This window comes from Streptomyces sp. NPDC059832 (assembly GCF_042731715.1).
GTDB lineage: Bacteria > Actinomycetota > Actinomycetes > Streptomycetales > Streptomycetaceae > Streptomyces.
In genome coordinates this window covers 17,181-39,368 of sequence record NZ_JBHWIY010000050.1, presented here as the reverse complement: position 1 = coordinate 39,368, position 22,188 = coordinate 17,181, and the positions used below count along the sequence as shown (strand labels likewise).

Sequence of the window (22,188 nt, the reverse complement as noted above, 5' to 3'; positions counted from 1 at the left end):
TCCACCAGCTCGAACAACTCATCGCGCCGGGCGGTCAGACACTCGTAGAACTCTCCCCGGAAGCGTGACGCCTCCGCGAACGCTTCCCTCCGGACAGCATCAGACAGCAGACTCACCCTCACGGCCTTCGTCTTGGTCACGTGCACCTTGGTCGGAGCACATGATCAGACGAAGGCCGCCCCCAGGTCCGGCGAATCCCCAGGTGAGCGACTCAGTTCGAGACGCCATTCGAGGCCGGAAGATAAAGAACAAGCTTAGTGTCCTGTGATCCGGTTCGTATCACCTGAAGGCCGAGTTCTCGCATCACACCGATGACAGCCGGACGTGGGGGCGGGCCAGGTCGCGCGGCCTCCTCGTCAGGGCTTCAAGGTCATCTGGTAGCGGGTTTCAGGCTCACTCTGGGGTGGAACCCAACCTCCCCACCGTGGCTCGTCGAGCCCGAGCGACTGACCCAAGCCCCGACAAGTGTCATCCCGACAACCCACTTGCCTAGTGAATCGGCTAGACATCGCCGTGGATCGGCACGACCTCGGCACCGGCAAGCCACCGCCGATAGGCTGCGGCCCATCGTTCGAACACCTGCCGCTCGCGACCGGCCAGCCGGTCCGCGGTGGCTGCGGCCGTCTCGGCATCGAGGGCGTCGATCGCCCGTCCGGCCCCATCCGCCCCGAGGATGCCCAGCAGCGGTTCGTCGCCGCAGTTGTGCAGCACCGAGACGAAAGCGGTCAGGTCGCCGGTGAACGCTTCACGATCCGCGCGAGCGACGTCGTCGTCCACGACAGCACCTGGAAGCCGCCTGAGAAGCACGGCGCCGAAGGGCAGCCGCGGCCCGGTCGGAAGCATTCCGAGCACCTCGGGGACGGCCTGCGGCAGGGGCGGCAGCCGCCGCAGGACCTCGGCAGTGTGCTTGCTTCTGTCCTTGGCCTCGGGAGTGCGCGGCACCCTGATGAGGATGTCGGTGCCGACCCGGAGCACGACGTTCGAGAAGCCCCAGCCGACGATTTCGACGGGATCCCCGCTCCACGGGAACGGCAGGTCCTGCAGGCTTGATGCGACGGCTTCGAGCGTCGCGTCAGGGTCGAGGATCATGAGCAGTCCTTGGCTGTTCAACGGTGTCGGCGTAGGCCGACAGGTCCAGGAAGCGGCCCCCGCCCGAGGGGACGTTCGGGCGGGGGGCGTGCTGCCGCCCAGACGGCGGGCTGCTGGGGCGTCCACGTCCGAAGCGGCCAGGGCGTGGCGACCGTCTCGGGCGGACCCCGGTACCTCGGAAGCAGACACGGCTGAGCAGTCATGCCCACCATCACACCCGGGTGCCCCGACAACTAGTGTGACTGGCATGTCTGATGGGATCGCCTGGATAGGCGCACACAGCAGCATGGACACATCTGCCGCCCTGCCCGGGATGCTCGGCCTGATATCGCTGACCGCGGCCCGGGGCGTGGACCCCGACGAGTTCCTTATCGCGTTGGGTGCCGACCTCGACGAGCTTGCCGCAGGCACTCCGTACAAGGATCTCGCCGTGTCGGTGGGGCAGCCGGGCCGGCCATCGCCCCGCGTCAACCCTGTCATGTACGGGATGTGCGAGGACTGGGTGTACGTGCTGGAGGACTGGGGGATGGCGACGTGGTCGACCGGCTACCGGGGAGTCAAGTCGATGCGGCTGCGCCCGGACGAGGAGATCATCTGTCTGACGCTGGACCGGTGGAGCCCACCCTCGACGATCATCCATGCGCCGGGTGACGGCCACGCCTGGCGAGCCGACTTCGGAGAAGACACCGGTCAGTCATCCGACCTGGATGCGGCACTGCATGCAGCAGGAGCGGTGAACCCGTCCTTGCCGGACACAGATGAAGCCGAAGTAGTGGCGTACTACGAGGAGCACGGGGCGCGCCTGCCCGAGGCAGTGTTCACCGCCATCGGAAACTACAGCGGCCTGTCCATCGACCAGGCTGCCGTTCAGGCCGGAGAACTGCCATCGGTCCTGATTCCCATGGTGTGACCAGAAAACAGGACCGGCGGGTCTGCTGCACGTTGGGGTGACACCTGGCCTGGCTTGCCCGTGGGGCGGCCTGGAAGGATGTTGCTGTGCCTGTTCCCTATCCCGAAGAGTTCCGTGACGATGTCGTGCGCGTGGCGCGCAACGGCGAGAAGGGCGTCACCCTTGCGCAGATCGCGAAGGACTTCGGCGTCCATGAGATGACGCTGTCGAAGTGGCTGCGCCAGGCCGCTGTGGACGACGGCGAGAAGCCCGGCGTCGCCAGGTCCGAGTCGGCGGAGAACCGGGAGCTGAAGAAGCGGATCCGGCTGCTGGAGCAGGAGAACGAGGTTCTGCGCCGCGCGGCGGCCTACCTGCACGGTGCGGCCGCCCGTGCAGATCATGATGTTGGCGGGCTCGACGTCCCGGTGCACGATCTCCGCTTCATGGACATGCGCGAGTGCCTCCGTCAGGTGTGCGCCGGTCTCGACGACCGAGTCCACGTGTGCTGTCTCCCAGGTGACACCGTTCAGCATCTCCATCACGAGGTAGGGCAGGGGACGGTCATCATGGTCGGTCGTTCCGGCATCGGTCGGCAACGTGGCACCGGCAGCGGACTGCCCGCCGGGGCATCGCAGAGGGCCGGGGCGCCCGCGAGCGTGTTGCCCTGCTGATGGACCGCTGCCGGGCTACAGGCAGACCGCTGCCTGGCGGGTCGGGCGGCCATCGAGGCACCAACATGCGGCATCCGGCCCGGGAGATCGATTGCAGTCAGCGCAGTGCCACCGAGCCGGCGGCGCAGCGCGCTGGCGTACGCCTGGCCGAACTTCAGACACCAGCGGCGCACTGTCTCGGGGGGAGACGGTCACCCCGCGCCGGAGCATCAGCTCCTCCACCTCACGGAAACTGAGCGGGAACCGGAAGTACAGCCACATGCGGTGCGCGATGACCTCGACCGGGTGTCGGTGCCCCTTGTACGACGGCGGTGCACCCACCGCAGACGGCTGCCCCAACGTGACAGCGCCGCCGCACGGGGTGGGGGCGTCCCACTGGTCGTCGCGGGCCTGCGCGACGATCTCCGCGCTGCGCTGCGCAGCACGGCCCGGCGGTCGAGTTCCTCGGACCTTGCCCTGCGACGTGTCCATATCAGCCGTATCAGCCCTTCTCCAGTATGTTCTCCGCCACCGGCTCTGGCCCGATTCGGGCAGCGTGGTGGTGGGGTCGTAGAACGGATAGCGACGCGTGAGCACGTCGCGGTCGACGGCGAGACGGGGCCGGTGCTCGTGAAGCTGGGCGTATGGATCTCCAACACCAAAACAAGGCGCGACAAACTCACCACCGAACAGCGCGACACACGACGAGAACTGGGCGCCGACTGGGCATGACACCACGAAAAGTTGACAGGCCCGATAAGGCGCGCATTGACTTCCCTCTGGTTTCACTCAAAAGGCATTCACGATGGGGGAAATATCTTGAATATCCGTACGCGTGTGGCGGCTGCGGGCCTGACCGCCACCGTTCTCCTGGGCGGGGCCGTCGCCCTGGCCCCGGCCGCGAACGCCGTCGGCGGGCACTCCAGCTGCACCAGCGACGCCAACTTCAACGGCAAGGTCCTCGTCACCAACGTCAATCTCCGCAAGGGGCCCGGTACCTCGTACGGGTCCTACGGCCAGCTGACCAAGGGCGGCAAGGTCTACGTCGACTGCTACCGACAGACGGACATCACCAAGCAGCCCTGGCTCTACATCAAGGTCAACTCCGGTGCTCTCAAGGGACTTCACGGCTGGGTCCGTAACGACCTTGTCAACTGGCCCCTGTAGCCGCGGCACGGAATAGCGGTCCACGACGACCGCGCCGCCTCGCACAGAGGCAGAACAGTAACGCAGGGCGGGCACCCCCGAGGGCCCGCCCTGTGTCGTTCACTCACCGAAGAGAACCGGCGTATTCAGCGCACTCACCGCGCCCAACCGGAATGGTCGGGGCCTGCCGAACGGCCCGTGCGGACGGGCGCTCTGGATCAGGCGTGGTAGTGGATGGTCCCGCGGAGCGCTGCGGTGGAGCCTTCGCATTGCTGGATGAACGTCGCTGCGAGCGCGGTGACGTTACCTTCGCCGTCCACAGACAGACGGGTGATGGTGAACTCACCGGTGGATGTGCATCCGTGGGCGTTGCCACTGGCGTCGAGCGTGGCAGCGCCGTTGGTTCCGGTGTCGTTGGACTGATAGGTGCGACCGGCTGTCAGCGTCTGGTCCTTCGGTGCGGCCAGGTCGATGCTCCAGTCGTCTCGCTTGCCGTTGACCGTGTAGGTCAGTGTGCCGTCGTAGTTGTTCGTCAGACCGAAGCGCGTAGTAGAGCCCGTGTAGGACATCGATGTGCCGGACCCGATCCAGTCTCCCGGGTCGCTGCTGTACTGGTACGACAGCGGGTAGACCCGGTACTTCACCGTGCCTGTGAGCGGCGGGTTGTCGGGCGCGTCACAGCGTTGCGTAAAGCTTGCGTCCAACGCGGTGACAGTGCCCGACACATCCATCTGGATCTGATTGATCGAGAACTGCCCGTACACATCCGAGCAAGCTCGCCCGTCACCGTGGACGCTGAGGCCAGGAGCCCACCCGGTGCGCGAGTCCGCTCGCTCGGCCTCACGGTAGACCCCTGGGTGCAGTCTCTCGCCATGGGGCGCCGCGAGCGTGATGTCCCAGCTCACGCCCGCTCCGTCATTGACGTTGACGCGCACGAGTCCTGGGTCGATCGCGGGCTCGGGCTGGTGCAGGGTGAATGTGGAGTCAGGTTCCTTGTACGAGCCCGTGCGACCTTCGCCAATGAAGTCACCGGGTCTGCTCGTGTAGGTGTAGGACGTGGTCGCTTTTGGCTCGGCGGCCACTGCTGCGGCTCCCGAGGCGGACATGGTTACCGTGGTTGCGGCCGCCAGAAAGGCAAGCACGGTGCCGACGATTCTTCGTCGCCCTCTGGATATGATTCCTCGCACTTTTGGTCCCCTCCCTATGAAGTCTTCTGCCACCCGGCCCTACCCATGGAGGCGGCTTACCCACACATCGCAGCCCAACAGACCCTCCGCGCAGTGATGGGCGCAAGCCACCAGGAGACCCGCGTCGGCGACATCCCGCACATCGGCCGCCGCGGACAAGCGCCACGGCTCGCTGCACGCCGCCGGCCGAGGAGCAGGCGTACGTGGACGGCACCCGCGGCTACTGCGAGAGTCACGGCTGGCCGGTCGCGCGGACGGTGATCCGCCGGTACCGCGTCCACACCAACGCCACCAAGGTCGTCACCCAGTACAACAACAACCGGGTCGAGCTCCAGGCCCGCGAGGACTTCTACCGCTACGCCCTGGAGCACGGCCTGCGGGGCGCAGAGTCCCGCATCGGCCAGGCCGACGTCCAGGTGGTGGAGGCGTAATGGCCGGCACCCGGACGCGCATCTCCGAGCAGCTCGCGGCGACGAAGACCGGGACCAGCGTCGAACCGGCGAAGCTGACCGTCCAGCCGCAGGCCCGTTCCGGGTCTTCACAGGTCACCGATTTTCGTCAAAGTGACGAAAAAACCCATGGTCTTCCGGGTCTTCCCGCGGTCTCCATGTTCGTCGCTCCACACACGGCCGATCCGGTCGAGCGGCTGCCGTACTGCGAGGGCGCGATCCTGGACGCGGACCGGCAGACCGAACTGGCCACCGAGCGGATCAACCAGCAGTACCTGCTGTGGGTCGGCGAGCCGTACCGGATCGTCCGGGACGAGGAGTTGTTCCGGCTCACGGGCTACGACACGTTCGACGCCTGGGGCCGCGCGCTCAACGGCCACAGCGGCGACTACATGAACAAGGTGATGCGGGCACGCTCCGGCGCAGCAGCAGACCGACGGCACCCGGACGGCACTGTCACAGGCCCAGACCGAACGTGATCAGATCACGGCGACTCGTCACTTCCGGGTCCGGGGGTCCGACCTGGCCGTCGGGCTTGAGGCCGCTGCAGCGTTGGACGGCGCGTACGGCGCTGACCCAGAAGCCGCGCCCACTCAATGCCCCTCGGGGGTGGGTGGTAGTTCACGTCCATACCGCGCAGCCTGGCCTACCCGCGCGCACCGCCGCCCTCCACTTGGGCCAAATCTGAGCATCGGAGACCAGTGCCGGCTGCGCTGCTCCAGTGGGCGGCGTCCGCGAGTGCCGGGCTGATGGTCGCTCCGTACCACTTCACCGCACCATCGCTGAGGGAGTGTCAGGCGGGGTGGTGGGGCAGTTCCTCGTCGGCGTGGCCCGCCGCCGGTTCCGAGGGTCCGCCGCGGGGGCGGGGGCGCGGCCGGGCGCGTGCCGAGGACGCCTCGGGCTCGCAGTTCATCGAGGTCGGACAGGCGCTCTCCGGGGAGAACGTCGAGCAGGTCGGCCTGGGCGGCGCGGATGCTGGGCGCGGGAGCCTGGGAGCCTGCGCCAAGAGCGCGGCAGGCAGTCACGCCGGTCATCGTACGGGCAGCGCATCACCGACCGCCCCAGCCGCCGGGATCGTGGTCCAGAAGCAGCGTGCTGGCCCTGGCCTGCGGTGGTCGGGCCCATGGTCGGGCCGGGATCGTCACGGCCGGTCGCACGTCTGAGGGCCCGCCCGTACGGACGGGCCCTCAGACTCGACAGTCCCGCCGGGCCAGACAGCCGCCCTCCCGCGAACACACACGCGACTGACCGCGGTCACACCCGCGACCGCCAACTCCACTCCAGCACTTCTGCCACGCCCGGATCGAGGAGCCAGGTGCCAAGTACTTGGTACTCAGAACCCGTCGCCCCATCCGAAGGTGACGTTGTACGCGCGCCGGAGTGCGTGCCGGCCATGGTCCCCGTCGACGTAGGCCCACGCGAGAACTACGGAGAACCAGAGCAGAAAGACTCCGCTGACGATGCCCAGAGCTACCAGCTTGCCGTACCAGCCGAGAAGGACCAGGGCGATAATCACAATTGCCGCGCCGAGGTGGGCTCCCCGCGAGTCGAGCGACGCAGCCTTGCGCGCCTCTCTGCGTTCGGCCCGTTCTGCGGCGAAGCGTTCCTCTCGAACAGACTGAGGTTCGCTCTCGTCGAAGTTCATCTCATCCCCCTGGCCCTGACGCTACATGGACCCGAACCACGTCGGCAGAGGAGCGCCGCGAGAGACGAGGGGCCTGCGCGGCGAGCAGTCCGATCAGTTCGTCGCGCCAGCGGCGGACGGTGATCCCGGACACGTTGTTGCCGCCGGCCATGTCGGCCAGGCGCTGGTCGTGACGCAGCACGGCCAGGACGATCACCGCGATCCTCCCGGGCGGCAGGACCCGCCACCTGGACCGTATCGCCTTCAGGTGACGGCGCAGCACGTCGGCAAGGTGATTGGCGGTGCTCGTGCACAGTGGCAGACGGCACTGGTGGACAAGCGGGCAGGAGTCCTCGGCGCGTTCTTCGGTTCTCGTCACACAGCTCCAACGGCCACCGGGGGCACCCCGGTTACGCCGTACCGCACCGCTGCGGGCGGCGGCGTCCCGGGTCACAGACGGGTTGTGAACCGGCCGTCGGGAAGTTTGCGCAGCCGGCCAAGGTCGGCCAGTCTCACCAGCTTCCCGCGCAGCGGTTCCAGCTTGCTCCGCACGCTGACGTCCACCCCCAGCATCTCGCCGACCTGCCGGGCCATGACCGGTCCAGCGGCCTGCCGCACGGCGGCATGGATGCGCTGGTAGTCCGACGCGAGCGTGCTCTCCTCCACTTCCGGCACGCGGCCGTCTATCCCGAGGAGGTCATCCGCCACTACCGAAACTTCGTTGACCAGCGCCGAGCCGCACGTCCCGGCAAAGAGTACCGAGAGCCGACCAACGCCGAATGGGCCGACTTCCGCGACCACTTCAGCCTCCGCAAGGTCGCCCTGGGCACCTGCGACAGGCCCTACGGAACCCCATGCCAGCACGAGCATGCGTGCGTCCGCTGCCCGATGCTTCGCCTTGACTTGACCCAGGTCCCCCGGCTGCTGGAGATCGAGGCGAACACTCATCAACGGCTCGAAGAGGCTCATCGGATGCAGTGGCTGGGCGAGGTCGCCGCCCTGAAGGAGAGCCTGCGGCACATCGCCGAGAAGAAGCGGCAAGCTGAGCGCCTGTGCGGGCGGGCCGAGCGCGGAGAGAACGGGCCTGGCTCCCTGGCCTGAGAACCAACCAGGTACACGAAAACGTGCTCCAGGGCCGTTGACGACGACAATGCCGGATCTGTCTCCCCCGCCGTATCCGCCGAACTGGGCGATCCTTCTACCGACCTGACAGTACGGCCGGCATGGGCAGAGCGAGTACGCGGGCGAGGGCGGCAGTCACGGAGACAGCCTGGTCGGGCAGGTGCCTGCGGACCCAGTCGGCTGCCAGCGCAAGGAAATCGGCGAGGGTGCGCTCAACTCCGTCCAACATACGGCGAAGCTCCATGGCAAACAGCTCGATCACTGGGCTGTCGCTCTGCTCAATGTCGACGATGAGCCGAACGGTGTCACCAACCAGCTCGGCAACCGGGTCAGGGTCATGACCGAAGGAGACAGGTCCGCTGCCGTCGACGACGGTGCACCACTCACGCCAGTCCTCCAGGCCATTGCAGCAGCCAGGAAGAAATGTGATGCCCGTGGAGCTGTCCGTGACCCGCAGGCCACCGGCCGCGAAGAGGCTGTCGAAGGTCAGCAGCCCGTGCAGGAAGGATCCGAGCGGGTCAACCGGCCGAGGCGGGCGGTCGTCGCCCACGTTGGGATCGGGATCGATGTCGTTGCACTGGGCAATGCGCATCACCGCTGTCCCGACCTCGGCAGTGGTGAGCTCACCGCTGAGTGTCAGGTACCTGAACGGCTCACCCTCAGCGACAGGCCAGAGAGCGAAGCCGTCAGGGGCGTATATCTCCAGGACGGGCTGCATCACGATCACCCAGCAGAGTGTCCCGCATCGCCTCCCAAACCGCCTCCCGATATAGGTCAGCATCCTCGCCTCTGCCCCGAGCGCCGAGGAGACTGGGCACGTTCGGTGGCTCTGCCGCTGACCTTGTGACGCTCCGGGGCGTACCTGGACCAGGTTCTATGGTCGCCACTCCTCCCGGTAATCGGGGTGCTCGGCGTACGACTGTGCGAGCACGCGAAGGGCATGTCCGAGACCGGCGAAGCGTGCGTCGGACGGATCCATTGCCTCGTAATCCCGGGCCAGCATGTCGACGAGGTCGAGCATCGGCAGGTGGCTGTCGAGGAGGGCGTCGGCCCCGAAGCGGTAGGCCACATCGGGTGGAGACCGACCGGTGGATCGCCTTCCGCTCGCACTTCAACACGGGCACGAGCCGGAAAGCCCGCCAAGGCCGGCTGCCCCCTGCCGGAACGCGGTCAGGCCCAGCCAAAATTTGGGCGACGTGTTCGCGGAGCATCGCCGAGGATGGCTGCCATGACCCACGTGATCGAAGCCCCCCATGCCGAAGACGCCGCTTCTCTGGGGCCTGTGCAGTTGAGGGCCTGGCTGCAGACGTATCTCAATGACGAAGCGGGGATCGATGAGACATGGATCCGTGAACAGCGCGGCGCCTCCGCGACCGCGGAAGGGGTCGCACAGTGGCGGGAGTTCATCGAGGCGGTGAAGCAACAACCGGACCTGTTGTTTTGCCGTGTCGTCCGCTCCGATACGGAGATCGTCGGCTTCCTCTGCGGCCGTCGGGACGAGGTGGTCACCCTCGGGCCCATGTATCTCCTGAACGAAGCCCAGGGCCAAGGTGTCGGAGGCCGATTGATGAGTGAGTTCCTCGCCTGGGGGGGAAGCACACCGATGCGTCTTTGGGTCACTGATTACAACGAACGAGCGGTCCGCTTCTACGAGCGCTACGGATTCAAGGCCACAGGTGAGCGAGAGCTCTGGCGAGGGAAACTGCCCAACGTGCGCATGACCCGAGACTCCCCGTCGAACGACAACCTCAGCTGAGTGAGCACGGGCCAGGTCGGCTGAGACGTGACCGCAGGCTACCTCGACGGCCGGCCGCGCCTTGACGGGCGGCCGGCCGTCCCACGTTGCGGCCACGACAACGCCGTCATTTCGCTTCGACATTCGCGAGCCGCTTGATCACAAACTGCCTCCGGAACCCTTCGAGAATCACTGCTCGCAGCTGGTGTTCTCGCCGGCGCTGGACACCGCAGGTACCTCGAAGAGGTGCTTCTGCTGTGCCGGCGGGAGGAGCCGTCCGTCCAGCAGGGCCTTCAGGAACGCGTCGAGATCGGCCGCGGTGGACGACAGCCCGCCCTCCGCCCAGGCCCAGGCGATCGTCGGGTCCTCGGAGAGCCCGGTGTGGCGGAGGGCCAGTGGCCACAGGATCCGCCGGTCGAGCTCATGGACGAAGGGCCGGCCGGGCACCTCTTCCACGAGCAGCCCGGCAACGAAGCTGTTCAGCCCGTTGTACTGCTGGACGTCTCCGGGGGCCGGGATATGGCCCGGACGGGCCGAAGCGTCCGCTTCGAAGGAGGCGGCCACCACTCCGTGCGGATCGAGCGGAACCTGGACCGGTCGGGGCAGGTCGCTGGTGTGGTCCAGGAGTTGGCGTACGGTCACGTCGCCGTAGGCGGCGGGGATCAGTCCGGGCAGGTGGGGGCGGACGTGCTCATCGATGCCGATCCTGCGCTCGGCGACCAGTTGCAGCACCACGGCGTCGGTGAAGATCTTGGTGACGCTGCCCACCGGGAACCGGGCGTCCGTCGCCACTGGACCGGCCGTCCCCGTGAACGGGGTGCGCATCCCCCGGCCGGCAACGCGTACGAGAGCCGCGTCCCTCACTCCGTCGGGGAGAGTGGCCAGCAACGTTCTCACGGCAGCAGGGTCGCGGATGCCGGTCGAGTTGAGGGAGGAATTGTGGGCGGTGACCGCGCGAGGCATGGCCGTGGCCGCGGGCGCAGCCGCGAGACCGGACGTGAGTGCGGCCAGAGCCACGACGGTGACGGCGGCGGAGAGCGGGGGGACGTATGGTCATCGACAGCTCCAGGGGCGGCGAAGGCGACTCGGATCGGCGCGGTGTTCACGCTGGACCAACTCTCCACCCGACAGCCCCCGGTGATCATCGATGACCACCCTGAGCCACCCCGGAGCCACCCCCGATCTGCCCTAGGAGTTACGCCCGCGTAGGCCCAGTCAGTCGAACGCGCGCAGCGCCAGCCGCACAACTCCCATGGTCCCTCGCCCGACCCACCCGAGCAGCCCTGTCTCCACGGCCAGCTCGGCGGCATCCCCGGCCGCTTCCGCCCGGTCCGGCCCGGAACGGCACTGGGAACAGGAACGAGGCCAACGACGCTTCCGCACGCCACACTTCTTGCACACCGTCATGACCCCATTCTCCCTACCCGCCTCACCCCGAACCTCCCGATCCGCACAGCCAGATGACTCCAAACCACGCACCCCGAGCCGGAACTGGCGTGCTGGTCAGGAATGAAGCCGTCAAATCACCCCGACGGCACGGCAAGCGCGGAGGCACTGTCACGTTGGCGGGCGGCGTGGGAGGATCCTCGAAGTTGATCATACTGGAGGGGGATCGTGGTGTTCTGTTGACGTTGGCCGTCACCTGCCGAGCAGGTCCTGGACCGCCTGCAGCACGGCGTCAGGACGTCGCCAGTGCATGGTGACGTGTCCGGCGCCGTCGATGAGGCGGTTCTCGCCGCGCGGGACTGATGCAGCCAACGCCGTATAGAGACGCGCCTTGCCCTGGATCTCCTCCTCCAACAGCGACTCCGACTCGCCCACCGAAACCGCCTCTTTGAAGGCATCGATGCCCATGGCGGTGAGGACGATCATCGGCACGTCCGGCAGTGGCGCCGCGCGACGCATCTCGTTGTGGAGCTGATCAACGTTCTTCGCTTCCTGGAAGCCGACCCGCAGCCATTCCGGGCTGACATGGCGTTCGGTGAGCGGCCCCCGGATATCCTCGGGCCAGTCGGTCAACTCCTGTGCGAACAGGCTCCGGTACATCTGGACGACCTCGTCCGGCAACTCGTCGGGAAGCGCTTGGTCCGGGTCCCAGGACTTCCACTGGTCGACCAGTTGCTGGGGCATATAGGCGTTGTAGTCCTCGTGTGCGGGATCCAGCAGGAGCAGACCGGCCGTCTCATCCGGGAACCGCGTCGCGTAGTGGCGGGCGTAGAGGCCGCCGAGAGAGTGCCCGACCAGCAGGTACGGAGCGGGAATGTCCGCGCTCCGCAGCATGTGGTGCAGTTCGTCGGTCACTTCTGCCGAGGTGCGCGGCAGTTCGACGCGGTCGCTCCACCCCGTTCCGGCCCGGTCGTACACCACACTTGTGGTGAGCTCGGCTGCCTTCTCCTGGACGTTCCAGTAGTCGAGGCCGACCGTGCCGCCCCCGGGCAGGAAGACCACTGACGGGCTCCCGCTGCCCAGGCGGTGCAGCAGTAACCGACGCCCCTTCACCTCGCAGTACTCCCCGAGCGGTGGTACCGCCTCGGCTGTCGTGGTCGGGAGCGCCCCGGGCGGCTGGTTCTGCATCGCTGGCTTCCTCACTGTCGGCACTGCGTTTCCAATTTTGGGAACGGTACCAGATGTGGGATCGTGGCCTGGTGGACACGCTTGAACTGCTCCTGCATCCGGTGAGGGTGCGCATCGTGCACGCCATGTCCGGTGGACGCACGCGCACCACCTCCGACCTGTGCGTGAGCCTGCCCGACGTCCCCAAGACCACCCTGTACCGGCACGTCGGCCTGCTGACCGACGCCGGAATCCTGGAAGTCGTCGACGAACAGCGCGTACACGGCGCCGTCGAACGGCATTACCGCCTGCGCCGTGAGCGCGCAACGATCGACGCCGACGCGGCCGCGTCGATGTCCCTGGAAGACCACCGCCACGGGTTCACGGCCGCCATGGCCGCCCTGCACGCTGAATTCAACGCCTACCTCGACCAGGATCACGCCGAGCCGACCGCTGACTCGGTGGGCTACACCCAGGTCCCGCTCTGGCTGAGCCAGGGCGAACTCGCCGAGCTCATCGCCGAGGTCCGCACCGCCATCGTGTCCAGGGTGGACAACAAGCCCGCAGCACACCGCCGCCTTCATCTGCTGAGTCCGATCCTGTTCCCTATCGAGGAACGGCCTCAGCAGGACCGGGACTCCTCTCCGGGGTCCAGCGAGTGACATCGAAACTTGGTTCTGGCACAGATTCCGTTTGCGCCGTGAGGAGCAAACGGAATCTGTGCCAGAACCACTACCAGGGCCGTTGTAGTCCGGTGATCTTGTAGTTGCTGGGCGTCTGGCCGTGTCGGGAGCCGCGGGCGGCCTTGCCGTCGATCGCCGCCGAGTCCGAGCCGGCAGGATCAGCGCCGGTCAGATCGCCCAGGCCACCAGAGCAGATCAGGCCGACAACCCGCCGAGTCGTGGCGGCACTCGGCGCGACGTGCACGCTCAACGCCCCCACGACCCGGGCACCCAGGCGGGCCAGGGCATGCTGCGGCGCGTTCGCGGACCACTGGCCGATGGCCGTATACGAGCGTGCGCCGGCGACAACCGCCGAGGCGGCAACCAGCAGCACCGCCACGAACGGGTGACGCGCCCCTCGACGCCGACGCGGATCCGGCAACAGCCGCAACCGCTCCACCAGCTACAACCCTGCGGTGTCCTCCAGCGCGGGCGACTCGATCAGACAGGCGGTGGCAGACTGACGACACATCGAAGCTCCGGTGGTACGAGGCGACTTGGGAAGGTCGCCCCGGTCAACCGGAGCTTCGTGGCGTGCGTGACGGCCCAGCCCGCACTCCTTGGACCGCCGCGACCTGCGGACTCACATGATCACGGGGACTTTGGAACGCCGCCACTGCCCGGACAGCCGATTCACTCGGCGGAGGCCGCCCGCCGGCCGCGTTCCCGACCTCACGGGACAGAATAGTGAGGCCCCGCGAGCTGCTGCGCTCAGGGCTGGTCGTACCAGGAGAACGCCGCGATCCGCCAGCCCTCCGGGGTGCGGATGAACTGGAAGGTCTTGGTCCCGCCGCCCTCGAACGGCTCGCCGTCCAGGACGCCGGCCTTGCGGTACTCGCCGATGCGCGACGCGATGTCGCCCGCGATCTCGGTCCGCTCGGAGGTCTCCCACTCCGAGAACTCGACCAACCGGCTTTCGGCGAGCAGGCGTTCGCGCGGCTCGATGAACTCGTCCACGGTGTAGACCGTGTACTTCGGCCCGGTCAGCACGATCACACCACCCGGAATGACCAGCCGGCGGATCCGGGCCACGTCCGCGGCCTTGCCGCCGCGGTTGTCGAAGGCTCCGAAGAATTCGGCAGTTATCGCGTCAATCTCGATCTTGGACATGGTGCGACAGTAACACCGACAGGGGGCAACGGACATGGCGTCGGGGCGACTTCGGCCCAGCACACCCACGAGATCACGCGACTTTGCAACAGCCCTGGAACCACTACTGCTCGATAGAGCCATGGACGGCTAACTCGCCACCGGGATAGCCGAGTTCTTGGATCTCGCGGTAGAGCCGCCCGGCGCTTCTGACGCCTTCGTTCCAGCGCCGGTGCAAGTAGCCGACGTACGGGTCGATGATGTGCTTCCGCTGCAGGCTCTTGGCGACGACATCGTCGGCGGAGCGTGCTCCCACCAGCTTGCGGACGGTGGCCCGGTGCAGCCCGAGCTTTCGGCCGATCGCCGCCTTCGCCGTGCCCTGGGCCCACAGCTCGTGGGCGGCGGCATGTGTCGCGCCGGGATCAGCGGGCGAAGGGCGAGGTCGGTAGGCTGTCGGTCTGGTGGGGATCGTTGAGCGGCTGGTGCCGGATGAGTTGTGGGAGTTGTTTCAGCGGGTGGTGCCGGAGGCACCTTTCGCGGCCGCAGGGTGGTGGGCGGCGCCGGCATGGTGATCGTGAGGTGCCGGCCGTGATCGTGTTTGTGGCCACGTCAGGCTGCACGTGGCAGCAGTTGCCCACTGCTTCGTTCGGGCCATCGGGGGCAACGGCTCATCGGCGTTTCTCCGAGTGGACGAAGGCCAGGGTGTGGGCCAAGCTCCACCACCTGGCCCTCGACGAACTCGGCGCCCGCGGCCAGTTGGACTGGTCCCGGTGCGCGATCGACTCGGTGAACATGCGCGCCCTGAAAAGGGGGACCTGCCCACCTGATCACCGAGCGGACCGGTCTGCCCCTCTCCGTCGGAATCTCGGGGGCGAACCTGCACGACAGCCAGGCCCTGATCCCCCTCGTGCAAGGGATACCCCCGATCCGCTCCCGCCGCGGACGCCGACGACGCAAGCCCGGAAAGCTCCACGCCGACAAGGGCTACGACTACTCCCACCTGCGACGATGGTTACACCAGCGTGGCATCCAGCACCACATCGCGAGGAAAGGAGTCGAGTCCTCACAGCGACTGGGCCGCCACCGCTGGACCGTCGAACGCACCATGGCCTGGCTCGCCGGCTGCCGCCGGCTCCACCGGCGCTACGAGCGCAAAGCCGAGCACTTCCTCGCCTTCACCAGCATCGCCTGCACCCTCATCTGCTAGCGCAGACTCACCGATTGAGATGACCTCTTAATACCGTGTGTATCTGGCAGGTAGCACCATTCGGGGATTGGAATCGAGGAGCACATCGGCGGGACCGAACCGTGCGGCCAGTTCGCGGATTTCGGGATCTTCGAGAAGGCGGAGGCGGCCGTCTTCAATAAAGGGTGTGCCGTCAATGGTGATGGTCGGCTGGTCGAACTGGCAGTCGCAGTGGGCGTGTCCTGGCCCGCTACGGTCGGGCTCCCCCTCCTCGGTCAGGGCGTCCAGGCCAAGGTAGAACGCACCGGCGTGCTTCTCCCGTTCGAACTGGGTGCCACCGCTTGAGCGCACTTTCGGGTTGAGTCCGATCAGGGCGTGCCGCAGGTAGTAGCCCCTTGGTGAATAGTGACGTAGCTCGGTGGCGGCAGTCGCGCCCTCGATCGCTGTTACCACGTTGTTGGTGAGTTCGATCGTGGTGGGCTCGGCCGGTGTGCCGGTGACCGTGGACTCCTCGATGACCAGCAGCCCGTCGGTGCGGTTGGGGTAGAAGTTGACGCCACCGTAAGGGAAGGGCCGCCACATTCCAGCGATGAGAGGAGCGTGATGGCCACTGGTGGCGAAGTCACGGAAGGTCACATCGGTGCCTGCAGCGGTGGTTACCCGGATCTCGCTGGCTGCGGCGAGTTGTGCGGTCGCCTTGGCTTCCAAGGCGAAATACAGCTCCAGCGGGAAGCGGGCACCGGTGGCCAGAGCCGATGCGGTCGCGGTCTGGTGCAGTGAGAGGAACCGGGCCTTGCGCTTGGCAACCTCGTCGAAGAACAAGCGGTCGCTGTGCACCTCACCCCACCATGTGCAGGAGAGCACCACATCAGCCTCGGCGTGGATGGCCGACAGCATTGGTGATGGCCGCTCGGAGTCCCAGCCACCCGCGCTGAACGGGGGAACGGCCAGAACGTGCACCTCGGCGTTGCGATAGGCGGCTGCTGCCGCCAGTGCCTGCACCACCACAGGGTCCACCGAGTTCTCCGTCAGGATCAGCACCTGTTCGCCGGCGGCAACGGCGGTGTACTCCATGACGTTATAGGCGCCGGGCATGAGTTCGGTGATGGACAGCGGTGCTGCCATGGGAGTGTCCAAGTAACTGAAGCAGGTCGTTCCGTTCATGTGGATCGAATCCTTTCCGGTGCCAGCTGGGCGGTCGTTGATTGCGGGAGGCGGACGGCGCGACCAGCTCCAAGGCCGAAGAGGCCCTGAACGAGGGTCAGCGCGACAAGAAGGCCGAGCGGGACAGTCCACCCACCGGCGAGGTCATGAGCTGAGCCGAACAGCAGGGGCCCAACGGCGGCTAGGAGGTAGCCGACGCTTTGGGCCATGCCGGACAGCGCGGCGGCCTGGGACGCGTCGGCCGCACGCTGGCCTTGGAACGTCAGTGCCAACACCAGGCAGGCGCCGCCGCCAAGGCCGATCAGCGCACTCCACGCGGTCGCCATCTCGGGGGCCAGGAGCAGCCCCAGGTATCCGGTGGCGCACATCAATGAACCGCTGACGGCCAGCAGCCGTTGGTCAGTGAGTTGTCGGGCGAGTATCGGCACGGTACTGCTGGAGACCAGACCGGTCACCTGGAGCAGGAACAGCTGCCAGCCGGCGGCGCCTTCGGAGGCGCCGTGGTCGTGCACGATGCTGGGCAACCACGCGATCGTGGTGTAAAAACCGAGGGACTGCAGTCCCATGAACGCACTGACCTGCCAGGCCAGTGGGTAACGCCACAGGGTATGCGCCTGCCGCGCTCCGGGGGCGGTGGATGTTACGGGCCGGCGACGGGCCAGTTGCGGTGCCCAGGCCAGGACCCCGAGTAGCGCCAGCACCGCCCAGCAGCCCAACGCGGTATGCCATCCTCCGGGAAGATGGTCAGCCAGGGGCACAGACACCCCGGAGGAGACCGCGGCTATCAACCCCATGACAGTGACGTAGAGCCCGGTGACTGCGGCGATCCGCCGTTCGGGAACAGTGCTCTTGACCAGCGAGGGCAGCAGCACATTGCCGTAGGCGATCGCTGCTGCCATGACCACGGTGCCGGCGAACAAGGTCACCATGCCTGGTAGCGAGCGCAGCACAATGCCGACCGTCAGCACCAGCAAAGCGATCCACAAGACACGCTCGGTTCCGTGGCGCTGCGCACTCCTGCCCACCAGCGGTGACGTGGCCGCGAAAGCCAGTAGTGGCAAAGCGTTGAGCAGTCCTGCCGCGGTGCTGGACAAGCCGGTGTCGTGTTCGATCATCGGCAGCACCGAGCCGACACCTGTCAGCGGCGCCCGCAGATTCGCCGCAACAAGCAAGATCCCAACCAGGAGCAACCCCACGCGAGGCGCTCCGCCCTGGTGACCGTCGGATTCGCCCCCGGGAGCGTCAGCGCCTTTCGGAACAGTCACGCTCATGCACCCCCTCTTGCCCCAGCGCGGCGCGACGGCTGATCCGCACGAGCGTGGAGGCGGCGGAGCGGGCAGTCACCGCATCTCCCGCCGCAATAGCCTCTACGAGGGTGGTGTGCCAGTGGTCGTGTTCGGCGGCGATATCCCTGCCCCAGGTCAGCCCGGCGACCGCTGCGGCCAGCGCGCTCCCCAAGTGCTTGTAGACCTCGGCAAGCAACCCGTTCCCGCCGGTTTCCACCACCGCCAGGTGGAATGAGCCATCGACGTCAGCCAACGCGGTCATCTCACCGGCACAGTTGGTCTCCTGCGCCTTGTGCAGCAGCTCCCGCAATCGCTTCACGTCTGCGCTCGTCCGACGCTGCGCGGCCAGCCCCGCAGCATGCTCCTCCAATACCGCGCGCAGCTCGAAGACATCGGACAGGTGTGCCGTTGCCGCCCTGCGCACCAGCACTGCCTCCAACTCGCTGGCGACCCGGACGTAGGTGCCGTCTCCGGCACGGGCTTCCAGCAGGCCCAGATGCACCAAAGCGCGCAAGGCCTCTCGCACGGTGTTGCGACTGATTCCGAGAGTCGCGACCAACTCGTGTTCGGAAGGTATGCGACTACCCACCGGCCAGCGGCCGGAGGCGATCTGCTCCCGTAGTTGATCAGCGGCCTGGGCGGACAGGGTCGCGGCACGGCGCGGCTCTCTCATCCCCTCCATGCAAACCTCCAAATGTTGGACAGCTGTAGATAAACACATGACGCCTCCAACGTGGCAAGGTGACCTATGTCACATCACGCGATGTGTGGTCGACGTACACCTCTCGGTGGCGTTGTCACGTTGGCGCGGTGTTGATCGATTGAGGGCGCGTCAGGGTGTGCAGGGGTCGGGTGGGGCCTGGCTTACGTTGCGGTGGGCAGGGCGGTGGCGCCGGTGATCTCGTCCCAGATGGCGAAGCGAGTGGTCATCTCGGTGTGGTATTCGGTGGCGGTCATCAGGTGGCGGCGTGGTCGGAAGTGGGGCGAGATACCGCTGAACGCGGCCAGGAACCGCTGGGCTCCGCCGACGGAGCGGAAGCCCTTCATCGCGCGTTCGCGCTGCCGGGTAGGCCGGTGGGAGTTCTCCGCCCGGTTGTTCAGGCCCTTGTGGCCGCGGTGTTCTTCGGAGGGCCTGACCTCGCGGTGGGCCGCGCCGCAGGAGCGGAGCTTGTCGGTGACGATCACCCTCGGCACCGAGCAGGTCCTCTTGAGCAGTTTGCGGAAGAACCATCTGGCCGCGGCCTTGTCCCTTCGGCCCTGGACCAAAATGTCGAGCACGTGGCCATCGGCGTCGACGGCCCGCCACAGGTACTTCAGCTCACCGTTGATCTTCACGAAGACCTCGTCCAGGTGCCACTTGTCGCCTGGCTGGGGCCGATCGCCGACAGCGTCGGCAGCGCCCACCGGGCCAGGCTGGAGCCGCTTCGCGCCAAGTCCCTCTCCAGCGGGACGACCATCAGCGATCTCCATAACCGGACGGGATGCGCGAAGTCCAAGATCTCCGAGCTGCTGCGGGGCGCGGGTCTGTATCCCCGGTGGGAGATCACGCAGAGTCCGGTGCAGGAACTGCGCATCCCTACCTGGCCGATGCGCAGGCTGTGGGCCTCGGCGGCGCTGGAGGCGCAGAAGAAGCAGGACTGGATCGACCGGTGCATCGAACGGCCTGCGGCGGTCTCCACCAGCCCGGATGTGCCGCCCATCGATCACAGGCGTTCAAGGAGCTCCAGGAAGGGTTCTGCGAGCTCTACGCCGTTGTGTTCCTGTCCAACTCCGGTCTGGCGGGCAAGGTGGTCAATGACACCTTCGACGTACTGGAGCTGCCCTGGGACGAGGCTCTGGCCAGCTCGGACGTGGTGAGGTTCGCGTGGTCCGTGCTGCGGAGCAGCGTGATGGCGCGGGCCCCGCACGTCGATGGGGACAGTTGCCCGGCCCCCTCCACGCCGGCGAAGGGATCCGCCCCCGGCCAGAAGGAAACGCAGGGATCCTGGACCGTACCGGAGACGGTATGGAACATGGACACCAGCACGCCGATGAGCCGGACATCGATCTGCCCCTACCCGGGCCCGACTTCGCTGAGCAGGTCGGAATTCTGGTCGCGGCCGCGTCCTCGATCAGCGTCGGGGACAAACCCCGCCGTCCTGAAGGAGGCGCGACCCACATCAGGCGCAGAAGCACCAACGACGAATCCGGCGAACATCAACGGACAGACGAGGCGCAGAAAACGCCGTACGAGGCGGCAGATGACCACCCCGCAGGGGTCCGGTTCAACGCGCAAGGCGAGCCGATTCCTTGGACGGGGCGCGCCCGCCCGAGCGCAGACAACCTGACCTCGCTGCTTCGCGAGTCATACAGCCCGTTCCAACAGCGGGACGACCCTGGCGGTACCGGTGCGCTCGGCTCGGGCCGGCGCAGCGCGCCGGCCTCGGTCGCCTCGGCCTGGCGGTGCCGCTGTGCACGGAGCGCCTCGATCGGGGCCGGCGCATCATCCGGCACTGCGGGCGGCTCGGGGAACGCGCGGCAGGACAGCTCCCGCATCACGGCGGTCTGCCGCTCCACCGCTGCCGCGATGCCCGGATCCACCCGAGACGACCGTGCGGCCTTGCGGTGCCCCTCGATCGCGCGGCGGTAGCCGTCCGGCGGCGTCCGTCGCTCCACCGGCACGGCGGGCGCGGACGGCTGCGGGGCCGGGGCTGCGGCCACTGTGACGGGGCCGCCGGGCCCTCATGGGCGCGGACGTTCGCACCAGACACCTTCGCGTTGGCCGCCGCGACCAGCTTCGGCGCGGTCCAGCCCCGCTTCGTGCCGTACTCGGAAGCATCGGGGCGACGTCCAGGCGGCCAGTGCCCCGTCCAAGACCACAGTCTGGACCCGCCCGGCGGGCTCGGGCGTGGCCGCGGTGGGATGCCGTCCCACCGAGCGAGGACGCTGCCGTCGGCGGATCCCTCGAAGGGGCGATGAGGATGGCGTAGTTCCCGGCGGAAACGCCCCCTCACGGAAACGACGAAGGGCCCGGCCTGCCGGGCCCTTCGGTTCTCTCGCTACCGCGTGCTGCGGGACTACTTCACGTCGACGAAGTCACCGGTGGCGTTGACTGCGGGAGTCGAGGTCGTACCGGCGAAGCCCCAGCGCCAGTAGCCGTCCTCCACCGCCTTGACCGTGGTCTTCAGCGTGCCGGTGTTGGAGCTCTTCACCGTTTTGACGGTGGTGTACGTGCTGCTGTTCTTCTTCCGGAACTGGAGTTTGACCGACTGGGACGCGTAGCCCGCGTACTTACGGGTGTCCCAGTTGGCCCGGTCCAGCTTGCCCGTGACCGTGATGGTGCTGCTTTTCTTCACGGGCTCCGGGGAGGCGTTGGCCGTCAGCCGCGACAGCCGCTGGAACCTGACCGAGGAGAACGTGTCCTTCTCGGTGAAGTTCCCGTCCTTGCCCCATGCGCCGACATAGACCCGCCAGGTCGTAGCGTTGGTGTTCCACAGGTATCCGGGATCGACCGTGATGGTGAGGGTGCAGGTCGAGGTTGTGGCGTTCGCGGCCTTGCACTTGGCCCTTTCCCCGTCCGGGTGGAACCCGAAGCCATACAGGTTCGGGTTACTGTCGCGGCCCCTCCAGATGTAGGAGAGAGCGTCCTCGATGCCCGAAGAGTGGGACGCGGTGACGGAGACCGTCACCTTCGTGGTGGCGGTGGTACCGAGCACGATCGGCTTTCCACTGTTCACAACGACCTTGCTGATCACCGGGGCGGCGTCCGCCCACGTCAGCGCGAACGAAGGGCTGCTCGCCTGAGAGACCGGCACGGCGAGGGCGGACAGGGCCAGGGCGCCGGAGACAGTGGCAACAGTGGCACGAATACGCATTTGTTCCCCAAGTCTGGTCTGTGGGTCTGTTGACCCGACAGGCCAGACCTGGGGCGAACGTGAAAGGTTGTACACAAAGATGAACTCTTCGCGAAGAACGATTTGAGGCGGCCAGCCCCCCGCTCCGCCCCGTCAGTCGAACCAGCGGTCCCTGGCCGGCTCCGCCGTCCGCGACGAATCTGCCGAGTGCTTGCCGTACCGCTCAATGTGGTCGTGGAGGAGCTGGTGGTCGGCGGCGGCGCGGTTACGCCAGTCGGACCTGCTCCCGAATGCTGGACGGTCGGCGTAAGTCGGTCCAGCCGATGGCCGAGCGGCTGCCGGACGGGAACATGCAGGCCGTGCAGCAGTTCGTGAATCAGTCGCCGTGGGATCCGTTGCTGGTAAGGAGACCGGCCAGCAGGCCGCCGTTGCGGCTGGCCTGGCCCCGGTGGTCGTGCCGCGTC

At 67.2% G+C, this 22,188-nt stretch carries 23 protein-coding genes and 5 pseudogenes; 10 read left to right on the top strand and 18 right to left on the bottom strand.

The genetic code is table 11. From position 1 onward, the window contains the following. Positions 1-501 precede the first annotated feature (501 nt). On the bottom strand, positions 502-1,089 hold the full coding sequence (locus tag ACFV8T_RS41650; protein ID WP_385338079.1) for a phosphotransferase family protein: 588 nt from the start codon (positions 1,087-1,089) through the stop codon (positions 502-504). Positions 1,090-1,336: 247 nt separating this feature from the next. Between ACFV8T_RS41650 and ACFV8T_RS41645 the strand changes: the two genes are divergently transcribed. Next, positions 1,337-1,999 (top strand): hypothetical protein, encoded by a 663-nt coding sequence (locus ACFV8T_RS41645; protein WP_385338076.1) that lies wholly within the window; start codon positions 1,337-1,339, stop codon positions 1,997-1,999. A gap of 86 nt (positions 2,000-2,085) precedes the next feature. Continuing rightward, positions 2,086-2,352 (top strand): annotated as a pseudogene (locus tag ACFV8T_RS41640) (transposase); the annotation flags it as partial. A 413-nt stretch (positions 2,353-2,765) separates the two neighbouring features. Here ACFV8T_RS41640 and ACFV8T_RS41635 read toward each other — a convergent pair. Then, a pseudogene (locus tag ACFV8T_RS41635) lies at positions 2,766-2,910 on the bottom strand (IS6 family transposase); the annotation flags it as partial. A 537-nt stretch (positions 2,911-3,447) separates the two neighbouring features. Here ACFV8T_RS41635 and ACFV8T_RS41630 point away from each other — a divergent pair. Beyond that, the gene (locus ACFV8T_RS41630) at positions 3,448-3,795 is read left to right on the top strand and encodes an SH3 domain-containing protein (protein WP_385338073.1); all 348 of its coding nucleotides are present in this window, start codon (positions 3,448-3,450) and stop codon (positions 3,793-3,795) included. Positions 3,796-3,992: 197 nt separating this feature from the next. On the opposite strand, the gene ACFV8T_RS41625 is transcribed toward ACFV8T_RS41630, so the two are convergent. Beyond that, positions 3,993-4,916, bottom strand: a complete 924-nt coding sequence (locus ACFV8T_RS41625) for a hypothetical protein (protein WP_385338070.1) — start codon at positions 4,914-4,916, stop codon at positions 3,993-3,995. 248 nt (positions 4,917-5,164) lie between these two features. Between ACFV8T_RS41625 and ACFV8T_RS41620 the strand changes: the two genes are divergently transcribed. Together ACFV8T_RS41620 and ACFV8T_RS41615 are read left to right on the top strand one after the other, a co-directional pair. Further along, a complete protein-coding gene (locus tag ACFV8T_RS41620; RefSeq protein WP_385338067.1) occupies positions 5,165-5,392 on the top strand; it encodes a hypothetical protein in 228 nt (75 codons plus the stop codon). Beyond that, positions 5,392-5,889 (top strand): hypothetical protein, encoded by a 498-nt coding sequence (locus ACFV8T_RS41615; protein WP_385338065.1) that lies wholly within the window; start codon positions 5,392-5,394, stop codon positions 5,887-5,889. Before ACFV8T_RS41620 ends, ACFV8T_RS41615 begins: the two co-directional genes overlap by 1 nt. 854 nt (positions 5,890-6,743) lie before the next feature. On the opposite strand, the gene ACFV8T_RS41610 is transcribed toward ACFV8T_RS41615, so the two are convergent. From ACFV8T_RS41610 to ACFV8T_RS41600, 3 genes are all read right to left on the bottom strand, one after another. Continuing rightward, positions 6,744-7,055, bottom strand: coding sequence for a hypothetical protein (locus tag ACFV8T_RS41610; RefSeq protein WP_385338063.1), 312 nt, complete (start codon positions 7,053-7,055; stop codon positions 6,744-6,746). Position 7,056: 1 nt separating this feature from the next. Next, entirely contained in the window at positions 7,057-7,413 is a 357-nt protein-coding gene (locus ACFV8T_RS41605; RefSeq protein ID WP_385338060.1) for a hypothetical protein, read from the bottom strand. A gap of 71 nt (positions 7,414-7,484) precedes the next feature. After that, positions 7,485-8,003, bottom strand: a complete 519-nt coding sequence (locus tag ACFV8T_RS41600) for a hypothetical protein (RefSeq protein ID WP_385338057.1) — start codon at positions 8,001-8,003, stop codon at positions 7,485-7,487. Between the two features lie 3 nt (positions 8,004-8,006). On the opposite strand from ACFV8T_RS41600, the gene ACFV8T_RS41595 reads away from it, so the two are divergent. Further along, the gene (locus ACFV8T_RS41595; protein ID WP_385338054.1) at positions 8,007-8,135 is read left to right on the top strand and encodes a hypothetical protein; all 129 of its coding nucleotides are present in this window, start codon (positions 8,007-8,009) and stop codon (positions 8,133-8,135) included. 97 nt (positions 8,136-8,232) lie between these two features. Here ACFV8T_RS41595 and ACFV8T_RS41590 read toward each other — a convergent pair whose 3' ends face one another. Then, complete coding sequence (locus ACFV8T_RS41590) at positions 8,233-8,874, bottom strand: hypothetical protein (RefSeq protein ID WP_385338088.1); 642 nt, start codon at positions 8,872-8,874, stop codon at positions 8,233-8,235. A 156-nt stretch (positions 8,875-9,030) separates the two neighbouring features. After that, complete coding sequence (locus tag ACFV8T_RS41585) at positions 9,031-9,225, bottom strand: DUF6221 family protein (RefSeq protein ID WP_385338051.1); 195 nt, start codon at positions 9,223-9,225, stop codon at positions 9,031-9,033. A 159-nt stretch (positions 9,226-9,384) separates the two neighbouring features. Between ACFV8T_RS41585 and ACFV8T_RS41580 the strand changes: the two genes are divergently transcribed. After that, positions 9,385-9,912 (top strand): GNAT family N-acetyltransferase, encoded by a 528-nt coding sequence (locus tag ACFV8T_RS41580; protein WP_385338048.1) that lies wholly within the window; start codon positions 9,385-9,387, stop codon positions 9,910-9,912. 168 nt (positions 9,913-10,080) lie between these two features. On the opposite strand, the gene ACFV8T_RS41575 is transcribed toward ACFV8T_RS41580, so the two are convergent. Both ACFV8T_RS41575 and ACFV8T_RS41570 read right to left on the bottom strand, forming a co-directional pair. Next, on the bottom strand, positions 10,081-10,788 hold the full coding sequence (locus ACFV8T_RS41575) for a serine hydrolase domain-containing protein (protein ID WP_385338046.1): 708 nt from the start codon (positions 10,786-10,788) through the stop codon (positions 10,081-10,083). Positions 10,789-11,529: 741 nt separating this feature from the next. Further along, positions 11,530-12,465 (bottom strand): alpha/beta fold hydrolase, encoded by a 936-nt coding sequence (locus ACFV8T_RS41570; protein WP_385338044.1) that lies wholly within the window; start codon positions 12,463-12,465, stop codon positions 11,530-11,532. A gap of 71 nt (positions 12,466-12,536) precedes the next feature. Between ACFV8T_RS41570 and ACFV8T_RS41565 the strand changes: the two genes are divergently transcribed. Continuing rightward, positions 12,537-13,106: a helix-turn-helix domain-containing protein gene (locus ACFV8T_RS41565; protein ID WP_385338042.1), complete on the top strand. Its 570-nt coding sequence runs from the start codon at positions 12,537-12,539 to the stop codon at positions 13,104-13,106. 70 nt (positions 13,107-13,176) lie between these two features. Here the strand turns inward: ACFV8T_RS41565 and ACFV8T_RS41560 are convergent, their stop codons facing one another. The 3 genes from ACFV8T_RS41560 to ACFV8T_RS41550 all read right to left on the bottom strand — a co-directional run bounded on the left by ACFV8T_RS41560 (position 13,177) and on the right by ACFV8T_RS41550 (position 14,571). Then, complete coding sequence (locus ACFV8T_RS41560; RefSeq protein ID WP_385338039.1) at positions 13,177-13,566, bottom strand: transposase family protein; 390 nt, start codon at positions 13,564-13,566, stop codon at positions 13,177-13,179. 311 nt (positions 13,567-13,877) lie between these two features. Next, positions 13,878-14,276, bottom strand: coding sequence for a nuclear transport factor 2 family protein (locus ACFV8T_RS41555; RefSeq protein ID WP_385338036.1), 399 nt, complete (start codon positions 14,274-14,276; stop codon positions 13,878-13,880). Between the two features lie 103 nt (positions 14,277-14,379). Next, positions 14,380-14,571, bottom strand: a complete 192-nt coding sequence (locus tag ACFV8T_RS41550) for a hypothetical protein (protein ID WP_385338033.1) — start codon at positions 14,569-14,571, stop codon at positions 14,380-14,382. 151 nt (positions 14,572-14,722) lie between these two features. On the opposite strand from ACFV8T_RS41550, the pseudogene ACFV8T_RS41545 reads away from it, so the two are divergent. Beyond that, positions 14,723-15,462, top strand: a pseudogene (locus tag ACFV8T_RS41545) (IS5 family transposase). Positions 15,463-15,489: 27 nt separating this feature from the next. On the opposite strand, the gene ACFV8T_RS41540 reads toward ACFV8T_RS41545, so the two are convergent. The 5 genes and pseudogenes from ACFV8T_RS41540 to ACFV8T_RS41520 form a co-directional block, all read right to left on the bottom strand. Further along, a complete protein-coding gene (locus ACFV8T_RS41540) occupies positions 15,490-16,605 on the bottom strand; it encodes a hypothetical protein (protein WP_385338030.1) in 1,116 nt (371 codons plus the stop codon). Beyond that, a complete protein-coding gene (locus tag ACFV8T_RS41535) occupies positions 16,602-17,801 on the bottom strand; it encodes a CynX/NimT family MFS transporter (protein WP_385338027.1) in 1,200 nt (399 codons plus the stop codon). Before ACFV8T_RS41535 ends, ACFV8T_RS41540 begins: the two co-directional genes overlap by 4 nt. 46 nt (positions 17,802-17,847) lie before the next feature. After that, complete coding sequence (locus ACFV8T_RS41530; protein ID WP_385338024.1) at positions 17,848-18,564, bottom strand: FadR/GntR family transcriptional regulator; 717 nt, start codon at positions 18,562-18,564, stop codon at positions 17,848-17,850. A 191-nt stretch (positions 18,565-18,755) separates the two neighbouring features. Beyond that, positions 18,756-19,268 (bottom strand): annotated as a pseudogene (locus ACFV8T_RS41525) (IS6 family transposase); the annotation flags it as partial. Between the two features lie 1,679 nt (positions 19,269-20,947). Continuing rightward, entirely contained in the window at positions 20,948-21,745 is a 798-nt protein-coding gene (locus tag ACFV8T_RS41520; protein ID WP_385338021.1) for a DUF5707 domain-containing protein, read from the bottom strand. A 269-nt stretch (positions 21,746-22,014) separates the two neighbouring features. On the opposite strand from ACFV8T_RS41520, the pseudogene ACFV8T_RS41515 reads away from it, so the two are divergent. Continuing rightward, a pseudogene (locus ACFV8T_RS41515) lies at positions 22,015-22,134 on the top strand (transposase); the annotation flags it as partial. Between the last annotated feature and the right edge of the window lie 54 nt (positions 22,135-22,188).

Coding starts and splice junctions, on each gene's coding strand:
- ACFV8T_RS41650 (WP_385338079.1), bottom strand. CDS start 1,089: ATGATCCTCGACCCTGACGCGACGCTCGAAGCCGTCGCATCAAGCCTG.
- ACFV8T_RS41645 (WP_385338076.1), top strand. CDS start 1,337: ATGTCTGATGGGATCGCCTGGATAGGCGCACACAGCAGCATGGACACA.
- ACFV8T_RS41615 (WP_385338065.1), top strand. CDS start 5,392: ATGGCCGGCACCCGGACGCGCATCTCCGAGCAGCTCGCGGCGACGAAG.
- ACFV8T_RS41610 (WP_385338063.1), bottom strand. CDS start 7,055: ATGAACTTCGACGAGAGCGAACCTCAGTCTGTTCGAGAGGAACGCTTC.
- ACFV8T_RS41600 (WP_385338057.1), bottom strand. CDS start 8,003: ATGAGCCTCTTCGAGCCGTTGATGAGTGTTCGCCTCGATCTCCAGCAG.
- ACFV8T_RS41595 (WP_385338054.1), top strand. CDS start 8,007: ATGCAGTGGCTGGGCGAGGTCGCCGCCCTGAAGGAGAGCCTGCGGCAC.
- ACFV8T_RS41590 (WP_385338088.1), bottom strand. CDS start 8,874: ATGCAGCCCGTCCTGGAGATATACGCCCCTGACGGCTTCGCTCTCTGG.
- ACFV8T_RS41580 (WP_385338048.1), top strand. CDS start 9,385: ATGACCCACGTGATCGAAGCCCCCCATGCCGAAGACGCCGCTTCTCTG.
- ACFV8T_RS41570 (WP_385338044.1), bottom strand. CDS start 12,465: ATGCAGAACCAGCCGCCCGGGGCGCTCCCGACCACGACAGCCGAGGCG.
- ACFV8T_RS41555 (WP_385338036.1), bottom strand. CDS start 14,276: ATGTCCAAGATCGAGATTGACGCGATAACTGCCGAATTCTTCGGAGCC.
- ACFV8T_RS41540 (WP_385338030.1), bottom strand. CDS start 16,605: ATGAACGGAACGACCTGCTTCAGTTACTTGGACACTCCCATGGCAGCA.
- ACFV8T_RS41530 (WP_385338024.1), bottom strand. CDS start 18,564: ATGAGAGAGCCGCGCCGTGCCGCGACCCTGTCCGCCCAGGCCGCTGAT.
- ACFV8T_RS41520 (WP_385338021.1), bottom strand. CDS start 21,745: ATGCGTATTCGTGCCACTGTTGCCACTGTCTCCGGCGCCCTGGCCCTG.